21 protein-coding genes and 1 riboswitch are annotated in these 20,584 nt (G+C 69.0%); of the genes, 11 read left to right on the top strand and 10 right to left on the bottom strand.

What is annotated here, in order from left to right:
* Positions 1-75: 75 nt before the first annotated feature.
* On the bottom strand, positions 76-1,221 hold the full coding sequence (locus AC2IR1_RS01925; protein WP_486474596.1) for a phosphoserine transaminase: 1,146 nt from the start codon (positions 1,219-1,221) through the stop codon (positions 76-78).
* Positions 1,222-1,582: 361 nt separating this feature from the next.
* Here AC2IR1_RS01925 and AC2IR1_RS01920 point away from each other — a divergent pair, with 361 nt between their 5' ends.
* The 7 genes from AC2IR1_RS01920 to AC2IR1_RS01890 all read left to right on the top strand — a co-directional run bounded on the left by AC2IR1_RS01920 (position 1,583) and on the right by AC2IR1_RS01890 (position 6,679).
* Positions 1,583-2,407, top strand: coding sequence for a c-type cytochrome (locus AC2IR1_RS01920; RefSeq protein ID WP_486474595.1), 825 nt, complete (start codon positions 1,583-1,585; stop codon positions 2,405-2,407).
* 105 nt (positions 2,408-2,512) lie between these two features.
* On the top strand, positions 2,513-3,391 hold the full coding sequence (gene serB, locus AC2IR1_RS01915; protein ID WP_486474594.1) for a phosphoserine phosphatase SerB: 879 nt from the start codon (positions 2,513-2,515) through the stop codon (positions 3,389-3,391).
* A gap of 182 nt (positions 3,392-3,573) precedes the next feature.
* On the top strand, positions 3,574-3,903 hold the full coding sequence (locus AC2IR1_RS01910) for an ArsR/SmtB family transcription factor (RefSeq protein WP_486474593.1): 330 nt from the start codon (positions 3,574-3,576) through the stop codon (positions 3,901-3,903).
* A complete protein-coding gene (locus tag AC2IR1_RS01905) occupies positions 3,900-4,382 on the top strand; it encodes an SRPBCC family protein (protein ID WP_486474592.1) in 483 nt (160 codons plus the stop codon). The genes AC2IR1_RS01910 and AC2IR1_RS01905 overlap by 4 nt, the downstream gene beginning before the upstream one ends.
* A complete protein-coding gene (locus tag AC2IR1_RS01900; RefSeq protein WP_486474591.1) occupies positions 4,379-4,702 on the top strand; it encodes a hypothetical protein in 324 nt (107 codons plus the stop codon). Before AC2IR1_RS01905 ends, AC2IR1_RS01900 begins: the two co-directional genes overlap by 4 nt.
* Positions 4,703-4,823: 121 nt before the next feature.
* Positions 4,824-5,699, top strand: coding sequence for an aldose 1-epimerase family protein (locus AC2IR1_RS01895; protein ID WP_486474590.1), 876 nt, complete (start codon positions 4,824-4,826; stop codon positions 5,697-5,699).
* Between the two features lie 419 nt (positions 5,700-6,118).
* Positions 6,119-6,679, top strand: a complete 561-nt coding sequence (locus AC2IR1_RS01890; RefSeq protein WP_486474589.1) for a manganese efflux pump MntP — start codon at positions 6,119-6,121, stop codon at positions 6,677-6,679.
* A gap of 49 nt (positions 6,680-6,728) precedes the next feature.
* On the opposite strand, the gene AC2IR1_RS01885 is transcribed toward AC2IR1_RS01890, so the two are convergent.
* The 6 genes from AC2IR1_RS01885 to thiB all read right to left on the bottom strand — a co-directional run bounded on the left by AC2IR1_RS01885 (position 6,729) and on the right by thiB (position 14,190).
* The gene (locus AC2IR1_RS01885) at positions 6,729-9,053 is read right to left on the bottom strand and encodes an aldehyde dehydrogenase family protein (RefSeq protein ID WP_486474588.1); all 2,325 of its coding nucleotides are present in this window, start codon (positions 9,051-9,053) and stop codon (positions 6,729-6,731) included.
* Positions 9,054-9,101: 48 nt separating this feature from the next.
* On the bottom strand, positions 9,102-10,109 hold the full coding sequence (gene deoC / locus AC2IR1_RS01880; RefSeq protein ID WP_486474587.1) for a deoxyribose-phosphate aldolase: 1,008 nt from the start codon (positions 10,107-10,109) through the stop codon (positions 9,102-9,104).
* 143 nt (positions 10,110-10,252) lie between these two features.
* On the bottom strand, positions 10,253-10,945 hold the full coding sequence (locus tag AC2IR1_RS01875; protein ID WP_486474586.1) for a 2-dehydro-3-deoxygalactonokinase: 693 nt from the start codon (positions 10,943-10,945) through the stop codon (positions 10,253-10,255).
* A gap of 11 nt (positions 10,946-10,956) precedes the next feature.
* A complete protein-coding gene (locus tag AC2IR1_RS01870) occupies positions 10,957-11,670 on the bottom strand; it encodes a thiamine ABC transporter ATP-binding protein (RefSeq protein ID WP_486476354.1) in 714 nt (237 codons plus the stop codon).
* Between the two features lies 1 nt (position 11,671).
* Positions 11,672-13,192: a thiamine/thiamine pyrophosphate ABC transporter permease ThiP gene (locus AC2IR1_RS01865; RefSeq protein WP_486474585.1), complete on the bottom strand. Its 1,521-nt coding sequence runs from the start codon at positions 13,190-13,192 to the stop codon at positions 11,672-11,674.
* A 20-nt stretch (positions 13,193-13,212) separates the two neighbouring features.
* On the bottom strand, positions 13,213-14,190 hold the full coding sequence (thiB, locus tag AC2IR1_RS01860) for a thiamine ABC transporter substrate binding subunit (protein WP_486474584.1): 978 nt from the start codon (positions 14,188-14,190) through the stop codon (positions 13,213-13,215).
* Positions 14,191-14,246: 56 nt separating this feature from the next.
* Positions 14,247-14,348: riboswitch (TPP riboswitch) on the bottom strand.
* Between the two features lie 115 nt (positions 14,349-14,463).
* Between thiB and AC2IR1_RS01855 the strand changes: the two genes are divergently transcribed.
* The 4 genes from AC2IR1_RS01855 (at position 14,464) to AC2IR1_RS01840 (ending at position 18,136) form a co-directional block, all read left to right on the top strand.
* Positions 14,464-15,432 (top strand): formylglycine-generating enzyme family protein, encoded by a 969-nt coding sequence (locus AC2IR1_RS01855; protein ID WP_486474583.1) that lies wholly within the window; start codon positions 14,464-14,466, stop codon positions 15,430-15,432.
* A 128-nt stretch (positions 15,433-15,560) separates the two neighbouring features.
* On the top strand, positions 15,561-16,673 hold the full coding sequence (aroC, locus tag AC2IR1_RS01850) for a chorismate synthase (RefSeq protein WP_486474582.1): 1,113 nt from the start codon (positions 15,561-15,563) through the stop codon (positions 16,671-16,673).
* A gap of 39 nt (positions 16,674-16,712) precedes the next feature.
* Positions 16,713-17,660: an AEC family transporter gene (locus tag AC2IR1_RS01845; protein ID WP_486474581.1), complete on the top strand. Its 948-nt coding sequence runs from the start codon at positions 16,713-16,715 to the stop codon at positions 17,658-17,660.
* A 107-nt stretch (positions 17,661-17,767) separates the two neighbouring features.
* Complete coding sequence (locus tag AC2IR1_RS01840; RefSeq protein ID WP_486474580.1) at positions 17,768-18,136, top strand: hypothetical protein; 369 nt, start codon at positions 17,768-17,770, stop codon at positions 18,134-18,136.
* Between the two features lie 133 nt (positions 18,137-18,269).
* On the opposite strand, the gene AC2IR1_RS01835 is transcribed toward AC2IR1_RS01840, so the two are convergent.
* The 3 genes from AC2IR1_RS01835 to AC2IR1_RS01825 form a co-directional block, all read right to left on the bottom strand.
* Positions 18,270-18,701 carry a thioredoxin family protein gene (locus tag AC2IR1_RS01835; protein WP_486474579.1) on the bottom strand — a complete coding sequence of 144 codons (432 nt, stop codon included), beginning with the start codon at positions 18,699-18,701 and terminating at the stop codon, positions 18,270-18,272.
* Positions 18,702-18,713: 12 nt separating this feature from the next.
* Positions 18,714-19,427, bottom strand: coding sequence for a cytochrome c biogenesis CcdA family protein (locus tag AC2IR1_RS01830; protein ID WP_486474578.1), 714 nt, complete (start codon positions 19,425-19,427; stop codon positions 18,714-18,716).
* 82 nt (positions 19,428-19,509) lie between these two features.
* Entirely contained in the window at positions 19,510-20,400 is an 891-nt protein-coding gene (locus tag AC2IR1_RS01825; protein ID WP_486474577.1) for a DMT family transporter, read from the bottom strand.
* Positions 20,401-20,584 lie beyond the last annotated feature (184 nt).

The following is a 20,584-nucleotide window of genomic DNA, read 5'->3' as shown; positions in this document are numbered from 1 at the left end:
GTAAACCCCGCCCTACCGTTCAGCTCGGCCGTAGGGCGGGGTTCACCCCGCCGCCACAGGCACCATTCGTCGGAATTATTCCTGCGCTTCGATGCAGGCCTCGAAGGCCCACTTCAGCCACAGCGTCAGCGCCTCGATGTCGGAAGATTCGACCGTGGCACCGCACCAGATCCGCAGACCGGCCGGGGCGTCACGATAGGCACCGACATCCAGCGCCGCGCCTTCGTCTTCCAGCTTCTTGGCAACCGCCTTGGCGAAGGCCGCCGGATCCTTGATCCGGTCGTCGGCGAACTTCAGGCAGACGGAGGTGTTGGACCGCGTGGCGGGATCTTCCGCCAGGTTGGCGATCCAGTCGTTGCGGTCGCAGAAGTCCCACAGGACCTTGGCGTTGGTATCCGCACGCTTCATCAGCTCGGGCAGGCCACCGATCTTCTTGGCCCATGCCAGGGCGACCAGGTAATCCTCGACCGCCAGCATCGACGGGGTGTTGATCGTGGCGCCTTCGAAGATGCCCTCGATCAGCTTGCCACCCTTGGTCATGCGGAAGATCTTCGGCAGCGGCCAGGCGGGGGTGTAGCTTTCCAGGCGCGCAACGGCACGCGGGGACAGGATGATCATCCCGTGGGCCGCTTCACCGCCCATCACCTTCTGCCAGGAGAAGGTGGTCACATCCAGCTTGTCCCAGGGCAGATCCTGCGCGAAGGCGGCGGAAGTCGCATCGCAGATGGTCAGGCCGGCGCGGTCGGCGGGGATCGCGTCGCCATTGGGCACGCGCACGCCGGAGGTGGTGCCGTTCCAGGTGAAGACAACGTCGGTGTCGAAATCGACCGTCGCGAAATCGACGATCTGGCCGTAGTCGGCGGTCTTCACCTCGGCGTCGATCTTCAGCTGCTTGACGACATCGGTCACCCAGCCGGCACCGAAGCTTTCCCAGGCGCACATGGTGGCCTTGCGTTCGCCCAGCAGGGACCACAGGGCCATCTCGACGGCGCCGGTGTCAGAGGCGGGAACGATGCCGATCTTGTAGTCGGCGGGAACGCCCAGGATCTCCCGGGTGGTCTCGATCGCATCCTTCAGCTTCGTCTTGCCGACCTTGGCACGGTGCGAACGACCGAGCGCGGCATCAGAGAGCATATCGACGGTGAAATGGGGAATCTTGGCGCAGGGGCCAGAGGAAAAGCGCGGGTTTGCCGGGCGCGGACCGGGGTGCTTGTCAGCCATGTGACCTAACCTTCCAGATAGATGCCCCTCGTTGGGGAGGGGTGTCCCGCCGCCGGATATACGGGTGAGTCGCCATATCGGCAAGCCGTGAAATTGTCGGTTTTGCCGCATCCCGAGTCGTTTCCGATCCCGGCGGCGCGCGCCGTGACGCCTATCGGAAACGCGCCGGGCGGTCCTGCCCGGGCGGTTCTTCCGGCCTCGCCCCCCGAATTTCCCCCGAAAATCAGGGAAAAGACGTCGAAACAGGCGCCTGACGCGCATGTTTTTGCTCTGCTGACCCGCGGGAGTGATAACCTTCCCATGCGTCAATACCACGCGGTACCGACGCAAGACGCTAGACAGGTCCGGAGGAAACCCATCCATGCGCACCCAACTTCTGCCCGCTCTCGCGGGGGCCCTGGCCCTCGCCACTCCCGCCGCCGCGGAAACCCTGCTCGAACGGGGCACCTACCTGGTCGAGGGGCCCGCCGCCTGCGGCTCCTGCCACACGGCGCCCATGCCCGGAGCCGCGCCGCTTGGCGGCAATACCATCGTCGAACACGCCTTCACGGCGGAAGTGCCCAACATCACCCCCGGCTCCCGCATTGCCGACTGGACCGACGCGGAACTGGTGAAGGCCATCCGCGAAGGCATCCGCCCCGACGGCTCCGTCATCGGGCCGCCGATGCCCATCGGGCTCTACCGGGGCCTGTCGGACACCGACGTGAACGCCATCGTCGCCTACATCCGCACCGTCCCGGCCGTCGAAGCGGAGTTCAAGGCCTCCGACTATCCCTTCCCCCTGCCGCCGGCCTACGGCCCGCCGATCGACAGCGTGCCGGATGTGCCCCGGGGCGTGACGGTGGACTACGGCGCCTACCTCGCCGGGCCGGTGGCCCATTGCCTCGAATGCCACTCCCTCAAGGACGGCATGCCGGACTTCGAAACCAATCTCGGCGGCGGCGGCCATGCCTGGGAAGGGCCATGGGGCGTCTCCGTCGCGGCCAACCTGACGAGCCATGAAGACGGGCTGAAGGGCTACACCGACGCAGAGATCGCCACGATGATCACCCAGGGCACCCGCCCCGACGGCTCCCGGATGTTCCCGCCGATGTCCTACGCCCATTACGCCAACATGACCGAGGACGATGTCGCGGCGATCATCCTCTTCCTGCGCACGCTGCCCCCGATTCCCACCGGCGGCTGACCCGAGGCTGACAGCTGCCACCGCAGCTTACCCACTGGCCCCATACCCACTGGCCCCCTGCCCTGCCGCGTGACATATACGCGGCAGGAACCACGGAGGCCGCCCATGTACATCGTCACCCTTCTGACCAGCCCCGCAGCCCCCGCGCTGGAAACCGCACTCGTCGCGGCCCTGCGCAATGCCTGGGGTGGTGGCGATATCCGCGTGCTGGCCGATGGCGAGGCGGCGGAATTCCCGGTGGAGACGATCCCCGACACCTTCCGCGCCACCTGGGCCGACCTGCAGCAGCAGGGCGTCGACCTCTGCCTGCAGCCCGCCGAAGGCCGGAAGAAGAAGATGCTGCTGGCCGACATGGATTCGACCATGATCCAGCAGGAATGCATCGACGAACTGGCGGACGAGGCCGGCGTCGGCGAACGCGTGAAGGACATCACCGCCCGCGCCATGAACGGCGAACTGGATTTCGAAGGCGCTCTGACCGAACGGGTCGGCCTGCTGAAGGGCCTGCCGGTCTCCGTCATCGACAAGGTGCTGGCCGAGCGTATCACCCTGATGCCCGGCGGCCCCGAATTGCTGGCCACCATGAAGGCCGATGGCGCCTATTGCGCGCTCGTCTCCGGCGGCTTCACCATGTTCACGGCCCAGGTCGCAGCCAAGCTCGGCTTCGACGAGAATCGCGCCAACACCCTGCTGACCGAGGGCGATACGCTTTCCGGCGACGTGGGCCGCCCGATCCTGGGCCGGGAAGCCAAGGTCGAGGCGCTGGAACAGACCACCGCGAAGCTCGGCATCAGCGAGGCAGAGGTGATCGCCGTGGGCGACGGTGCCAACGACCTGGGCATGCTGACCCGCGCAGGTGCCGGCGTGGCCCTGCACGCAAAGCCCTCCGTGGCGGAGCAATGCGAGCTGCGGGTGAACTTCGGCGACCTGACGGCGCTCCTCTACCTGCAGGGCTACGCGAAGGAAGACTTCGCCACCGCCTGACGGCAGTGCGCACCGGGGGCGCGCCTCCCGCAACATCGACCGGTGGATTTCATCCACCCTACGCCCACCCTGCGTAGGGCGGGGTTCACCCCGCCACCCCCGGCGCCCCCTCTCACCCCACCATTTAACACATCCGTTAATTAACACTTGCGCGAATCGGAGGCCTCCCGCAGGCTCTCCCCATGACCGATCTCGCTGCCACCTTTGCCGCCCTCTCCGACCCCACCCGCCTTTCGCTGGTGGAAAAGCTGATCAAACGCGGCGAACTGCCCGCCGGCACCCTGGCGGAGGAGGCGGCGATTTCCGCCCCTGCCATTTCCCGCCACCTCAAGGTGCTGCGCGAAGCGGGCCTCGTCCGGCAACGCGTGGCAGGCAGCCACCGCTATTACACCGCCGATCCCGCAGCCCTCGGTGCGATCCATGGATGGACCATGGATCACCGCAGCTTCTGGGCCGGCAGCCTCGACCGCCTCGATACCCTTATCGCCCTGGAACCGGAGGAAGACCCGTGACCGACGTCGAAGACCACGTTCTTGAACTGACCCGGGATTATCCCGTCACCCTCGCCCGCCTCTGGGCGGCCGTGACCGAACCCACCCAGCTGATCCAGTGGTTCGGCCCCGAAGGCATCTACATCGTCGACTGTGCCCTCGACTTCGCCCACCCCGGGCCCTGGCACTGCGACACCCGCGGCAAGCAGAGCGGCAATTTCCTGCGCCTGTCCGGCCAGGTCACCTCGGTCCTGCCGCCCTCGGACGCCCCTGGGTCCGTCGGGCTCACCTGGGCCTACCACGGTCCCGACGGCAGCCGTGGCCCGGAAACCTTCGTTTCCTTCACGGTGGAGGAGATCGCCCAGGGCGCCCGCCTGACCGTGCGCCACGCCAACATGCCCGACGCCGACTTCGCCCAAAGCCACAGCCGCGGCTGGCTCTCGCTGCTGCGCTGCCTCGATTTCTTCATCCTCGGCCCGCAAACGGAGGCTTCCAAATGACCCGGTTCCTGTTCATCTACATGTCCGAAACCAGCCAGGTGCCCGCCACCCCCGAAGCCCAGGCAGAGGCGATGGCCGCCTGGGGCGCCTGGATGGCCAAAGTCGGCCCCCACCTCGTCGATCCGGGCAACCCCGTCGGCAAAAGCTGGACCGTCACCGCCGATGGCGCGGCAGAGGGCGGCAACCAGCCGCCGCTCATGGGCTATTCCATCCTCGAATGCGCCAGCATCGAAGAGGCCTGCGCCCTGGCCTCCGACAACCCGATGATCGCCGGCGGCGGCCGGATCGAAGTCACCCCGATCGTGCCGATCGAAATGTGATCTCCGCTGCAATTCCGGGCGGTTGCACCACTTGCTGCCGCCCGTTGCCCCTCCGTCATTGCCGCGTCATGCCCATACGCCTATCCCTGTCGGGAACGACCTCCCTGCCCTGGATCCCAGCATGACCAACGACATCACCATTTCCTCCGCCGCGCTGACCGCCCGTGTCTCCGACCTCGGCGCGGAACTGCAGGCGCTGACCCATGCCAGTGGCGAGCTGCTCTGGCATGGCGACGGGGCGCACTGGACCGGCCGCGCACCGATCCTCTTTCCCATCGTCGGCCGGGCAGCTGGCGATACCGTCTCGGTCGACGGGATCGAAGCGCCGATGAAGCAGCACGGCTTCGCCCGCCGCGCCACCTGGACCCTCGCCCGCCATGCAGAGGAGTCCTGCACCCACATGCTGACGGAAACGCCCGAAAGCCTCGCCGTCTATCCCCGCGCCTTCCGTCTGACCCAGACCCACGCGATCTCCGGCACCACGCTGTCGGTCACCGCCGAGGTCACCAATACCGGCGACAAGCCCATGCCCTTCGGCCTGGGCTTCCACCCTGCCTTCAACTGGCCGCTCCCCGGCGCGGGCAACGCCCCGCACGAGCTGCGCCTGGAAGAGGGGGCCGAACCGCCGCTGTCCTTCATCGGCGGGGCCGAGTCGCTGCTGCAACCCGGGCGCAAGCCCTCCCCCTTCAGCGCGGGGCAGCTGCCGCTCTCCTACGATCTCTTCGACAATGACGCGCTGATCCTGGAAAGCGACTGGGGCGATGCGATCACCTATGCCGCCCCCGGCACCGATGCGCCGACGCTCAGCTTCCGCTTCGCCAACTGCCCCGCGCTCGGCATCTGGACGAAGCGCGGCGCGCCCTTCCTCTGCATCGAACCCTGGCACGGCATCGCCGCCCGCGAAGGGGCCGGACCGGCCATTGCCGACCGCCCGCTCTCGCTCACCCTCGCGCCGGGTGGAAGCGCCGCCTTCGGCTGGTCCGTCACCGTCTCCTGACGCCCGCTTCCCGCCGGCTGCGCTGATCTGGGCGCTGCAGGTGGATTGTCATCCACCCTACGGCACACACAACGGCCCGTAGGGTGGATGCCAATCCACCATCCAACTCACCCCATCCAACGCCTCCCACCCGGCCCCCGCCGGCCTGAGCCCACGCGTCCCGCCATACCCCACCCACCTTTAAATGCGAATGAGACGCATTTTTAACCTGATGTTTTCATTTGACTTTCCCGCCGCGCACCCCCATTTGACCGCCCACGGGGAGTAGCGACCACCTTTCGGGGTGGAGGTTCGTCAACATGCTCGCGGCCCATCCGCGTGGCGTGCCGGTCCTTCGGGACTTCGCAAGACCGTGACGAGGCGATCCGGTGGGCAGGATCCCTCTGCCCGAATGCGCCCCGTCTGCGAAAGGTCCAGCCATGACCCCGATCTCGATCGGCATCCTTGCCGTCTCCATGTCCGTCGATGCCTTCGTGGCCTGCCTCGGCAAGGGCGCGACCCAGCAGCGGACCGGCTTCGGCGCGGCCCTGCGCACCGGCGCCATCTTCGGCGCGGTAGAGGCGATCACCCCCCTGCTCGGTTGGCTGGCCGGGGTCGCGGCGAACCAGTATGTCGCCGCCGTCGATCACTGGATCGCCTTCGCGCTGCTCTCCGCCGTGGGGCTGCACATGATGCTGCAGGCGCTCAACCGCAAGGCGGAGGAGGCGCCGCGCCCCACCTCGCTCTTGCGGACAGTGGTCACCGCCATCGGCACCTCGATCGACGCCATGGCCGTCGGCGTCTCTCTCGCCTTCCTGCAGGTGGATATCTTTGTGATCGCCCTGGTGATCGGCATGACGACCATGGCCATGGGCACCACCGGCATGCTGGCCGGGCGCCTGCTGGGCCAGCGCTTCGGCCGCGTCGCCGAAGTCACAGGCGGCCTCGCCCTGCTGGCGCTTGGCACGATCATCCTGGTGGAACACCTGACCGCCGCCTGACGCGGCGGTCACGCCCCCTTCTTTTCAGGCCCCAAATCAGGCCCCAAAATCAGGCCCCGTAAGGCACCCAGACCGTCTTCACCTCGGTCGCCTGCTCCAGGAACTCGCGCCCTTCGGCGGCATCCCAGTCCCGCGCCAACCCGTTGTTGACCCAGGTTCGCTTCAGACTTCCCGCGCTGGCCTTCTCGATCACGCCGCTGATGTCGGCAGAGGAGAAGCTCCAGACGGCATCGACGTCGAAATGGCTGGCCATCACCGGCGCCAGCTCGGCATGGCTGCCTGTCAGGATGTTCACCACCCCGCCCGGCACGTCCGAGGTGTCCAGCACCTGGTAGAAATCCGTGGCCGTCAGCGGCGCGGTCTCGCCTGCCACCAGCACCACGCGGTTGCCCATGGCGATCGCCGGCGCCATGACGGAGACGAGGCCCAGCAGCGGCGCCTCCTCGGGGCAGAAGGCCCCGATCACGCCCAGAGGCTCCCGCACGGCCAGCGCCATGCCCCTCATCGGCACCTGCCGCAGATCACCGCCGAACTTGTCCGCCCAGGCGCCATAGCTGAACAGACGGCTGACCGCCGCCTCGACCTCTGCCTTGCCGCCCTTGCCGGTCACCGCGTCGATGCGCGCCGCGAATTCCGCCGCCCGGGCCTCCAGGTTCTCGGCGATGTAATAAAGCACCTGCGCCCGGTTGTGCGCCGTGGCCTTGGCCCAGCCGCCCGCGCCCCGCGCGGCCTCGACCGCGTTGCGCAGATCCTTCCGGCTGCCGACGGCCACCTGGCCAAGCGCCTTGCCGCCCTTGCCCCAGACGTGGCGCACATAGCCGCCATCGGGCCGCGCCTGCTTGCCGCCGATGTAAAGCTTCGCGGTGCGGTCCAGCCCCTCGGGCAGCTCCGCCTCGCCCACCGGCAGATCCACCGCCTTCAGCGCCTTGGCCTTGCCCGCGGGCTTGGTGTAGGCCTGCAGGCCCTCCCAGCCGCCTTCGCGCCCGAACCCGCTTTCGCGCACCCCGCCAAAGCCCGCCGCCGCGTCGAACATGTTGGTCCCGTTGACCCAGACCACGCCCGCCACCAGCTTCGGCGCGATATCCAGCGCGACGTTGACGTTCTCGCTCCAGACGCTCGCCGCCAGCCCGAACCGGGTGTTGTTGGCCAGCGCCACCGCCTCTTCCGGCGTGCGGAAGGTCATGGACACCAGAACCGGGCCAAAAATCTCCTCCTGCATCAGCGCATCGGCGGGCTCCAGCCCCTCGATCAGCGTCGGAGGGTAATAGCAGCCCTCGGGCGCGGCACCCTGATGCACCTCGCCGCCCGAGGCACCCACCAGCGCCTCGATCCGGGACAGCTGCTCGGGATGGACGATGGCGCCCACGTCGATGCATTTGTCCAGCGGGTTGCCCACGCGCAGGGTCTGCATCCGCGCCTTCAGCCTGGCATGGAACCGCTCGGCCACGCCCTCCTGCACCAGCAGGCGGGACCCGGCACAGCAGACCTGCCCGCCATTGAACCAGATCGCATCGACCAGCCCCTCGATGGCCGAATCCAGATCCGCGTCTTCGAAGACGATGAAGGGGCTCTTCCCGCCCAGTTCCAACGTCAGCCCCTTGCCCTGCCCTGCGGTGGCCTCGCGGATCTTCCGCCCCACCTCGGTCGAGCCGGTGAAGGCCACCTTGTCCACGCCCTCATGGGCGACCAGCGCGGCGCCCACCGCGCCATCGCCGGTGACGATGTTCACCACCCCCGCAGGCAGCCCGGCCTGACGGCAGATGTCGGCGAACAGAAGCGCGGTCAGCGGCGTCCATTCGGCGGGCTTCAGCACCACGGTATTGCCCATGGCCAGCGCCGGCGCGACCTTCCAGGCCAGCATCAGCAGCGGGAAGTTCCACGGGATCACCTGCCCGCAGACGCCCATGGCCACCCGCCCCTGAAGCTCGGCCTCCATCAGCTGCGCCATGCCCGCGTGATAGTAGAAATGCCGCGCCACCAGCGGCACGTCGATATCCCGCGCCTCGCGGATCGGCTTGCCGGATTCGAGGCTCTCCAGCACGGCGAACAGCCGCGCGTGCTTCTGCACCAGCCGCGCCAGCGCATAAAGGTAACGCGCCCGCGCCTTGCCGCCCAGCTTCTCCCAGCCCTTCTGGGCCGCCCTTGCGGCGGACACGGCGGCATCCACATCGGCGCCGCTCGCCTGCGTCACCTGCGCCAGAACGGCGCCGGTCGCGGGGTTCACCGTCTCGAACAGCTCCCCCGGCTTGCCGAAGGCGCCGCCGATGAAACAGCCGAACTCCGGCCCCTGCGCCTCGATCCAGGCCAGCGCATCGCCCGCGGCCTCCGGGGCGGCACCGTATTCCATGCTCTCGAAGATCTCCTTGACGCTCATGCCCGTGCTCCGCCCTGCTGCTTCAACCCGCTGAAAATACTCATTCTATCACCCTGCCGCATGCCGCCAGGATGCCGAGTAGGCCCCGGTCACGTGATGCTCCAGCTGCCGTTCGATATCGCCCAGCAGGCTCGACGCGCCAAAGCGGAAGAGGTCGGGCCGCAGCCAGCGGTCGCCCAGCTCCTCCTTGATCAGGCTCAGGTAGACCAGCGCATCCTTGGCCTTGGAAATGCCCCCCGCCGGCTTGTAGCCGATGCGGATCCCGGTCCTCTCATGATAGTCGCGGATCGCGCGGATCATCACCAGCGACACCGGCAGCGTGGCATTCACGCTCTCCTTGCCGGTGGAGGTCTTGATGAAATCCGCCCCCGCCATCATGCAGACCAGGGACGCCTTGGCGACATTCTCCAGCGTGCCCAGCTCACCCGTGGCCAGGATCGCCTTCACATGGGCCTCGCCACAGGCCGCGCGAAACGCCTTCATCTCGTCGTAGAGCGCCTGCCAGTTGCCCTGCAGGACGTGGCGCCGGGTGATCACGATGTCGATCTCTTCGGCGCCCGCAGCCACGCTCTCGCCGATCTCGGCCACCCGCAGGTGGAAGGGCGACAGCCCCGCCGGGAAGCCCGTCGACACGGCCGCCACCGGAATGCCCTTGCCCGCCAGCGCGCCCACGGCGGTTTCCACCATGTCGTGGTAGACGCAGACGGCACCGGTGGTCAGCCCCTCCATGCCGAGCGCCTGCAGCAGATCCGCCCGCACCGGCTGCGCCGCCTTGGCGCAGAGCCGCCGCACGCGGCCCTCGGTGTCATCGCCCGCCAGCGTCGTCAGGTCGATGCAGCTGATCGCACGGCAGAGCCAGGCCGCCTGATGATCCTTCTTCACCGACCGCCGCCCGGGCAGCGATCCCGTGCGCCGCTCCACGGCAGAGCGGTTGACCCGCGCCGACCGGACCCAATCCATGTCCAGCTCCATCCCCGGGTTGCGGGGCGCGTGGCTGGGTGAAACGGTCTGCGGAAGCTGGGCGGTTCCGGTGATCGGCTGGTCTGTCGTCTGCATGGCGGCACTCCTGAACTCGCGCGGACCTTTCCACGGGTCCCGGCGGCGCGCAAGCCACCGCACCCGCCCGAGGTCAAAATTCTGGACCAATCGGTAAAATACCGCAGGTCACCGCACGTCAACGGGGCAGGCCCCTGCCGGTTTCAGCTGTCCGACAGGAACTTCTTCGCCAGCGCGCGGAAGCCTTCGCGCACCAGCGCGTCATCCACCGTCTCGGTCACCGGCACGTAAAGCCCCTGAAGCGCGGCAAGGTAGGCCTTCGCCAGCGGCGCCTGCCCGACCAGCACCGCCTGCTGGCCCAGCCACAGGCTCTTTGCCGCGGCCATCTCGGCGCCCAGCAGCAGGCCCAGTGCCTCCCCCGGTGTCGCGGCCCCGGCCAGTTCGAAGGGCAGCGCATCGGCCCGCGCCAGCGCTTCGTCCAGCCCCTCGGGGCGCGTCTCGGCACAGCCAAGCGCCTTGGCCAGCTTCGGTGTGGCACTGGCGCGCAGGTGTATGACCTCGCCCGCCGAAAGCGTGACCCAAAGGGTCTCCCGCTGGCCCGGCAGCACCGCCAGCCCGTCCCAATGCGCGTTCAGCGACTGAAACCCCAGCAGCCGCAGCCGCAGCGCCGCGCTTACCTGCCCCAGGGGGGCAAGGTGCAGCCCGTCCGGCCCTTTCTGCAATTCCTCCGGCAACAGCGTGCCGGGCAGCCCGTCACAGGGCACGCCCGCCGCGCCGACCACCAGCCGCGCCTCGGGCGGCAGATCACGCATGGGGGTCTGGCCCTCGGGGCCCCAAAGGCGCGTCGCGCCGATTTCCTGTCCGATCCAGCTCATGGCATCCAGATAGGACCGCATGCCCCCGATGGTCAATCCGAACCGAGGTATCGGCGCAGCGCCTCCGGCGGATCGGCCAGCATCTGCCGCAGCGGCGCCGGCGCCTCCGCCCGGCCTGCATCGACCAGCACGACCTCCTCCGCGATGCGCTCGGCATCCTTCGGGTCATGGCTGACCATCAGCAGGGTCGCGCCGGTTTCGGCCTGCAACTCCGCCACCAGCGCCAGCATCTCGGCCCGCAGGGCCGGGCCAAGCGCCGCGAAGGGTTCATCCAGCAGCATCACCGGGCGGTCCTGCACCAGCACGCGGGCCAGCGCGGCGCGGCTCTGCTGCCCGCCGGACAGCTCACCGGGTTTGCGCCCGCCCATGCCGCCCAGCCCCACGCGCTCCAGCGCCTGCGCCACGCGGGCGCTCTCCGCCCCGGACAACCGCCCGCGCGGCGAAATCCCCAGGGCGACGTTGCGCCCGATATCCAGATGCGGGAACAGGTTGCCATCCTGGAACAGCATCGCCACCGGCCGCCGCCCCGGCGCCAGCCCGTCGATCCGCGCGCCCTGCCACAGGACCTGCCCCTCGACAGGATCCAGAAACCCCGCCACCGCCGACAGCAGGGTCGATTTCCCCGCCCCCGACGGCCCCAGCACCGCGACCCGCGCACCGGGACGCAGGGCAAACCCGGCCTCCAGCCGGAAATCCCCCTGCTGCAGCACCAGCCCGCGCAGCTCCAATCCCGTTTGAGACCCCATCTCAGGCATTCCGCCCTCCCGCCCGGTCGAAAATCCAGAAGATGCCAAAGGACATCGCCAGCAGCACCAGCGCCGCCCCCGCCGCCGCATCGGTGCGGTAGGCCCCCATCAGCCGGTACATCAGCAGCGGCAGCGTCTCCCGCTCCGGACTGCCGAAGAGCGTGATGACCCCAAGGTCGCCCATCGACAGCGCGGCGGCAATGCCCGCGGCAAAGCCCAGCGGCCCCCGGATCCGCGGCAGCAGCAGCCAGCGCAGCCGCGACAGCCCCCGCAGGCCCAGCTGATCGGCCAGCCGCCCGTGATCGGCCTCCGCCCGCGCCCAGACCGGGGCGAGGATGCGCAGGCAGAAGGGCAGCGCCATCAGCGTGTTGACCACCAGAGTCACCGGCAGGGCCAGCCGCCCCGGCGCGATGACGGGGTTGAGGATCAGGAAGAACCCGGTGCCCAGCACCAGCGAGGACAGCGCCAGCGGCATCAGCCCCACCACCTCCGCCCAGCGCGCCATGGGCGCCGACAGCGCCAGCGCCAGCAGGCAGGTGGTGACGGCACAGCCCAGGCTCACCGCCAGCGAATTGCCCATCGCGGGCCAGATCCGCGCCGGCAGGTCGGCCAGCCCGCCGATCCCGTCCAGCACCAGCGCCAGCAGCGGCAGCACCAGGAAGGCCCCCGCCGCCAGCAGCCAGCCCGCATCCCAGATCCGCAGCGCGCCGCCCGGCACGTCGCGCCGCGCCATCGCCCGGTCCAGCCCCGCGCCCGACCCGTCGGCCCGCGCCAGCCCCAGCACCAGCGCCGCCGCCGTGGCCACCACGCCCGCCTGCAGCGCCGCCAGCACCGCCGCCCGGCCCAGATCGAAATCGAACAGGAACGCCTGGTAGATCGCCAGCTCCAGCGTCGTGGCACGCGGCCCGCCGCCCAGGATCAGCGCGACCGAAAAGGAGCCGAGGCAGATCGCAAAGATCGCCGCCAGCGCCCCCGGCACCACCTGCCGCAGCATCGGCCATTCCAGCAGCCGGAACACCTGTAGCGGCGGCAGGTCCAGCGATGCGGCCAGCCGGAACCGCTCCGCCGGGATGGCCTGCCAGCCCTGCAGCAGCATCCGCACCGCCAGCGGCATGTTGAAGAAGACATGGGCCAGCAGCACCCCCGGCAATCCATAGATCCGCCAGGGCCCCAGCCCCGCCAGCGCCAGCAGGTCATTGACCCAGCCGCGCAACCCGAAGACCGCCAGCAACCCCATCACCGCCACCGTCACCGGCAACAGGAAGGGCGCCCCGGTCAGGGTGACGAAGATCCGCCGCCCCGGGAAGCGCCGCCGCGCCAGCGCGCGCGCCACCGGCAGGGCAAAGAGCACCGACAGCCCCGCCGACAGCGCCGCCTGCATCAGGGTGAAGCGCAGCGCGGACCAGTCCTCGGCCCGCAAGCCGCGCCCCTCCCCCGGGCCAAGGCCCGCATTCAGCAGCACCACCGCCAGCGGCACGAAGAGTAGCGCGAGGACCAGAGCGGCCCCCGCGCGTCCCAGCATCCCGCCAGCCGTGCCCCGGCTTACTGCGAAAGCGCCGCGCGCCATTCCTCAAGGGCCTCCCCGCGCGCCGCCTCGGCCGCCTCCGGCGCCATCAGCAGCGCCTTTTCGGGCGAAACCACCTCGTGGAAACCCTCGGGCAGCCCGCCTTCGGGCATCACCGCCGGGTACATCCAGTTGGTTTCCGGCAGCACGCCCTGCGCCTCGGCGCCCAGCAGGTACTGCAGGAACTGCTCCGCCAGCTCCGGCTGGTCGCTCGCCGCCAGCTTGCCCGCGATCTCCACCTGCATGTAATTGCCCTCGTCGAAGGCCAGCGCCTCCTTGCTGTCATCGCCCTCGGCAATGACGTGATAGGCGGGCGAGGTGGTGTAGCTCAGCACCATGTCCGCCTCGCCGTCGAGGAAGAGGCCATAGGCTTCCGACCAGCCCGGCGTCACGGTCAGCACGTTGTCGGCCAGCCCCTGCCAGATCTCCGGGGCGCGGTCGCCATAGGCGTCCTTCACCCACAGCAGCAGGCCAAGGCCGGGGGTCGAACTGCGCGGATCCTGGATGACGATCTTGGCGTCCGAAGCCGCCAGCTCCTCGAAATTCGCCGGATGCGGGCCGTCCTTGGTGGTGACGAAGGCGAAATAGCCCCAGTCGAAGGGCACGAAGGTGCCATCGGTCCACTTGATCGGCAGATCGTACTCCGCCGTCGCGGTGACGGGCGCAAAGAGGCCCGTCGCCTCCGCCTGCGCCATCAGCGAGGTGTCCAGCCCCACCACCACGTCGGCGTCGGACCGCGCGCCCTCCAGCCGGATCCGCGACAGCAGCGCGGCACCGTCGCCCACGCCGGTAAAGACCACATCGCAGCCGCAGACGGCTTCGAACCCCGCCTCGATCTGCGGACCGGGGCCCCATTCGGAGGTGAAGGATTCATAGGTGTAAACGTTCAGAACGGGGGTCTCCGCCACGGCCTGCGTGGCAAGAAGACAACCCGTGGCGAGTGCAAGATGCTTCATGGCATCCTCCTATCTGCTACGGGCGGAGTACGTTCAGGGACATGACGGGCGCACTGCGCCCCCTGTCTGACCATCCCTCCGCCGGTATTAACCGGATCAGGTTCAACGGGTTCGCTGTCGCATCTCAGCCCTGCATCAGGGCACCCCGAGGTAGGCCGCAGCCTAGTCGCCGGGCGCCTTCCCTGCAAGCGGTTCCCGCCGCCGGCCCGCGTCGAAACCGGTTGACCCGCCCCGCCCCCGGCGGCACCAGAGGGCAGAGAAAGGAACCGCATCATGACCCAGGGATGTTGCAGCACCTCCAACCATGGCGCCGGCGGGGCCACGACCGATGACAGCGTATTGCTGGCCGATGCGCTCGCCGTCCCGCAGGCCGATGCGGCAACCCGCGCCGCCCTGCTGGACCGGCTGGTGCCCGTACCCGGCGGCTTTTTCGAAATGGGCGCGCGCCGCTCGACCTATCCCGCCGACCTCGACAGCCCCCGGCGCAGGGTGCGGCTCTCCCCCTTCCGGATCTCCCCCCATTCGGTGACCGTGACCGATTTCGCCGCCTTCGTGGCCGCCACCGGATACCGCACCGTGGCCGAACGCGAAGGGTGGAGCGTGGTCTTCCACCTGCTCCTGCCCCGGCCGCAGGACTACCCCAACACCCCGCCCGGCCTGCCCTGGTGGCGCCAGGTGCACGGCGCCTGCTGGTCCGCCCCCGAAGGCCCCGGCAGCGATACCGCGTCCCGCCCCGACCATCCCGCAACCCATATCGCCTGGTACGACGCGCTGGCCTATTGCACCTGGGCCGGGCTGTCCCTGCCGACGGAAGCACAGTGGGAACGCGCGGCGCGCGGCGGGCTGGACCGGAAGAAATTCCCCTGGGGCAACGACCTCACCCCGGGCGGGCGCTACATGATGAACACCTTTCAGGGGGACTTCCCCACCGTGAACACGGCCGAAGACGGTTTCATCGGCACCGCCCCGGTGGATGCCTTCGCGCCCAATGGCTACGGGCTCTACAACATGACGGGCAACGTCTGGGAATGGGTCTCCGACCGGTTCGGCCCCCGGCCTGCGGGCACCGGTCCCCTGCGTGACCCCGAAGGCCCGGCCGAGGGCTACGCCCGGGTGCAGCGCGGCGGCTCCTACCTCTGCCACGACAGCTACTGCGACCGCTACCACGTCCACTCCCGCACCCGGAACGACCCCGACAGTTCCGCAGGGAACCTCGGCTTCCGGGTTGCCGCCCCGGGCTGAGCGCCCTGAACGCCCCGCGCCTTATGCCCCGTGCGCCACACCCCTTGCCCGGGCCCCACATGGCCCTCGCAATTGCACCAGCCCCCCTGATCGGCTAACCAGCAGCCCAACCTGCCCCGGAGCGCCCCATGTCCATGAATTCCTTCGGCCACCTCTTCCGCGTCACCACCTGGGGCGAAAGCCACGGGCCCGCGCTCGGCGCGACCGTCGACGGCGTCCCCCCGGGCATCGACGTGGATCCGGAGCTGCTGCAGTTCTGGCTCGACCGGCGCAAGCCGGGGCAGTCGAAGTACACCACCCAGCGGCGCGAACCCGACGCGGTCGAAATCCTGTCGGGCACCTTCGAAGGCAAGACCACCGGCACGCCTGTCCAGCTGATGATCCGCAACACCGACCAGCGGTCGAAGGACTATGGCGACATCGCCGAGAAATTCCGCCCCGGCCATGCCGACATCACCTATTTCCAGAAATACGGCATCCGCGACTACCGTGGCGGCGGGCGCTCCTCCGCGCGCGAAACCGCGGCCCGCGTGGCCGCCGGGGGCCTGGCCCGCGCCGCCCTTGGCGTCCTGGCGCCGCAGGTGGAAATCAGGGGCTACATGACCCAGATCGGCCCGCACGGCATCGACCGCACCCGCTTCGACGAGGCCCAGATCGAGGAAAACCCCTTCTGGTGCCCCGATGCGACGGCCGCGGAAGGCTGGGCCAGCTACCTCGACGGGCTGCGCAAGTCCGGCAACTCCGTCGGTGCCATCTGTGAAATCGTCGCGCGCGGCGTGCCCGCGGGCCTCGGCGCGCCGATCTACGGCAAGCTGGATACCGATCTGGCCGCCGCCATGATGTCCATCAACGCCGTCAAGGGCGTCGAGATCGGCGAAGGCATGGCCGCTGCCTGCCTCACGGGCGAGGAAAACGCGGATGAGATCTTCCCCGGCAACGACGGCCAGCCGGTCTATTCCTCCAACCACGCGGGCGGGATCCTCGGCGGGATCTCGACGGGTCAGGAAATCGTCGTGCGCTTCGCGGTGAAACCCACCTCCTCGATCCTCAAGACCCGCCAGACGATCACGAAATCGGGCGAGGCGACGGATATCATCACCAAGGGCCGCCACGATCCCTGTGTCGGCATCCGCGCGGTGCCCGTCGGAGAGGCGATGATGGCCTGCGTGATCCTCGATCACCTGCTTCTGCACCGCGGCCAGATCGGAGAGGCTGGCGGTCGGATCGGCCCGCAGCTATAGGTCGGGTGACCGGGGGGAAAGACGAACACGTAAGAACCAATGCTCGCCATCCTCACCATCACTTTCCCCATCTTCGCCCTGATCGCGCTCGGCTACGTGCTGACCAGCCTGAAGGTCTTCGATCCCCACGCCATGGGCGTGCTGGGAAAATTCGTCCTGCTGGTGGCGCTGCCCGCGCTGCTGTTCCACGCCACGGCGACGCGTAGCTTCTCCTCCCTGGTGAACCCCTCCTTCCTGCTGCTGCTGGTGCTGGCGGCGGTGACGACCCAGCTGCTGATCTGGACCCTCCTGCGCCTCAACGGCACGGGGCCGGGGCGGCGGGCCATCGGCGTCATGGGCTCGGCCACACCGAACTCCGCCTTCCTGGCCTTCCCCATCATGCAGATGGTCTACCCCGAGGAAGCGCCCTCGATCCTCGCCATGTGCCTGCTGGTGGAAAACTTCCTTCTGCAGCCCACCGGCCTGATCATGATCGACGCCCTGAACAACAGCGGCAACGGCGAATCCCTGCCCCGCCGCCTGGGCAAGGTGGCGGTCTCGGTGCTCAAGCGGCCCTTCATCATCGCCATCATCCTGGGCACCATCTTCTCCGTCTTCGCCCTGCCGGTGCCGGCGGCGCTGGAACGGGTCTTCGACCTGCTGTCGCGGGCCGCCTCGCCGGTGGCGCTCTTCTTCATCGGCGGATCGCTGGTGGGGCTGCCGATGAAGGGCAACCTGAAGCTCGCCGGCTTCATCGCCGCGTTCAAGCTGCTGGTCCATCCCGCCATCGCCTTTGCCTGGCTCTCGCTCTTTGCGCTGCTGGCCCTGCCCCTGCCGCCGGGGGAGCTCTCCCACGCGCTGATCCTGGCCACCGCCATGCCGGTATTCGGGATCTTCCCGATCCTCGCCCAGGGCTCCGGCCACTCCGGCGCCGCGGCGCTGACCGTGACCATCTCCACCGCTTGCGCCTTCCTGTCGCTGACCGTGCTGCTCGCCCTGCTCTCCTGACGGCCCCACCGCTGTTTGCCTTATGTTAAGACTTTCGCCCGAGGCTCACCCCGGGTTGGGAGACAGCGGAAACGCGGCGCATGCGCCGCCGACAGGGAGAGCGTCAGGTGACCGACAGAGCCAACCACGCCATCACCTTTACCGAAGCCCTTGGAAACAGGGCCTTCGGCAGAAGCGGGGCCGATCCCCAGGGTTATTGCCAGGGGGATCGCCGGAATCTTCTGCAACGGGACAGGCCCGGGCGGGGTCTGCCCCCCGCGCCATCCGGCGTCGCGACCGGGCGGGCGCAGGCAGGCGCACGCCCCCTGCTGGCCGACCTTGCCCCAGCCGATGAACAGACGCTCAGCCTCGGGTTGGCGGGCGTTGCCCTCCTCGCAGGCGGCATCGCGCTCGGCTCTGGCTGGTTCGGCGATGCCCCCCTGTCAGAGGCGCGGGTCGCCCCCGGCACCGCCTACCAGATCAGCGCGGTCCGCTGACCCGACCGCCCCAGGGGCCCTGGCCCAAACCACGGGCGCCAATACGGCTCCTTGCCCCGGAGGCGAAGCCAGAGCTGAACCCAGAGCTGAACCACGTACCAAACCCGGGGCCAAGGGTCTCGGGACCAGTGCCTCAGGCCGCCGTCGCGGCGGCCAGCGCCGTATCCATCAGCGCGCGGATCTTCTCTTCGCGGGTGTCGGCCACCAGCCGGCCCAGCTCGTCATCCCCCTTCAGCACGACCAGCGTAGACCGGCGGGGGATCCGCATGCGCGCGGCCATCTGCGACCGGCCAAAGGTGTCCCAGTCGACGTCGATGAAGGTCACATGTTCCAGATAGGCAGGGTTTTCCGCCTTCAGCTTGTCCAGCACCCGGGTCTGGGCGGCGCAGGTGGTGCACCAGCTCGCCTTGAAGTCCAGGAAGACCGTCTTGCCCGCATCAAGGTGCTGGCTCAGGACGCCCGGTTCATAGGCCAGCGGCGCCGGCAGGTCCTCCGCCAGCGCAAGCCCCGGCACGGGGGTCAGGGCCAGCGCCGCGCCGCCCGCGATGAAATGACGTCGTTTCATGATGATACCTCCTCAGAACGCAACCGACAGATCCGTCAGCCAGGGCGGCAGGACGCGCAGCGCCCAGGCCTCGGCCAGGTGATGCAGCCGGAACAGGATCGCCGTTCCGACCAGAATGAAGATGACGCCCAGCGCGGGCCGCGCAAGGCGCGCCAGCGCCTGCATCTGCGCCCGGCGGCGCAACAGGATGCCCCGCGCGCCATAGCCCAGAACGATGATCAGCGTGGCCACACCGGCGGCGAACCCCGCCATGATGATCCCGGCCCGCAACAGGTCCTGACCGGAGGCCGCCAGCGAAATCGCGCCCCCCAGCACCGGCCCGACGCAGGGGCTCCAGACCGCGCCCAGCAGCAGCCCGCCCAGGAACTGCCCGCTCGCCCCGGTGACCTCGATCCCGCGGATGCGCGCATCGGCCCCGGCAGCAAATCCGCCGGTGGCCCCGGCAAAGACCGCCGACGCCCGGGGGACCAGCAGGACCAGCCCGAAAAGCAGCATCAGCACCGCCCCCGCCCGGGACACGCTTTCCTCCGACAGGCCCAGGGCAAAGCCCGCGGCCGAAACCAGCAGCCCCAGCGCGACAAAGGACACCGCCATGCCCGCCGCCAGGGCCAGCGGCCCGCGCGGGCTCGCCTGCAGGGCGGATCCCAGCACGATCGGCAGTACCGGCAGGACGCAGGGATTGATCAGCGTCAGCAGGCCCGCAAGGTAGGCAAGCAGGATTTCCATGCCCCTTTCTCGCCCCTCGCGCCCCACCTGTCATCCGAACTTCGCGTGAAGATCCGGGCACTTTTGTTTCAGCCTTGTCCGCTCAATCCCCCGCAGGCGCCGCCGCCACCGGCTGCTGCTTCGACAGCTGCACCGCCAGGATCCCGGCGGCCACGATGGCCACGCCCAGCATGTCCAGCGGGCCGATCTCCTCCCCCAGCACCACGGCGGCCACCAGCACGCCGAAGAAGGGGTTGAGGAAGTGGAAGGTCGCCGCCTTCACCGCGCCGATCCGGTTGACCAGCACGAACCACAGGAAGGTCGCCGCAACCCCCGGCACGATCACCGTGTAGGCAAAGGCCAGCACCAGCGACAGGTCCCAGGTGACGGTCCATTCCTCCAGGAAGGGCGACACCACGCCAAGGCAGGCCGACCCCACCAGCATCTGCAAACCCACGATCATCAGGACATTCCCGCCCGAAGACGCCCCCCGCGCCGACAGCGTCGCCACGCTCAGCGCGGCAGCACCCAGGATGCACAGGGCGATCCCGCCCAGGTCGGCCCCGCCGGAAATCCGAGTGCCCATGATCAGCACCACGCCGATCACCCCCAGGACCAGCCCGCCCACGGCCATCGGGCGCAGCTTTTCCCCCAGGAAGATCCAGCCGAACAGCCCCACCATCAGCGGCATGGTCGACGCGATGATCGAGGCAAAGCCCGCCTCGATCCACTGCATCGCGATGAAGAACAGACCCAGGTACAGCGCGTTCTGGCAGACACCGAAGATCACTGTCGCCCGCCATTGCGCGCGGGTCAGGCGCATCTTCTGGCCCATGGCGGCAGCCAGCCCGATGGCGATCAGGCCGGAAATCAGGAACCGCACCGACAGCGACAGCATCGGCGGCGCATGTTCCACGATGATCCGGGCCGATGTGAAGGCACTCGACCACATCAGCACGAAGGCGACGCCCATGACGATGGCGCGAAAATCCATGTTCTCTTCCCTGTTCTGCCCGTTCTCACCGACACCGGTCCGTCTTGCCGGGTCTTGCCATTGGGCCCTTCCACCGGATCCGCCCCCGGGCGTGCCGCGGCGGTCCCTTCCGGTTACGGCACGTCCCCGGGCGGCGAAAGCCCCCCGGCCGGGTGGCTGCTATGCAGATCCCGACATCCCGCCA

This window comes from Pseudooceanicola sp. NS-SX8, from assembly GCF_057380755.1.
Note: the sequence above shows the minus strand (reverse complement) of the source record. Positions and strands in the feature narration are given on the sequence as shown.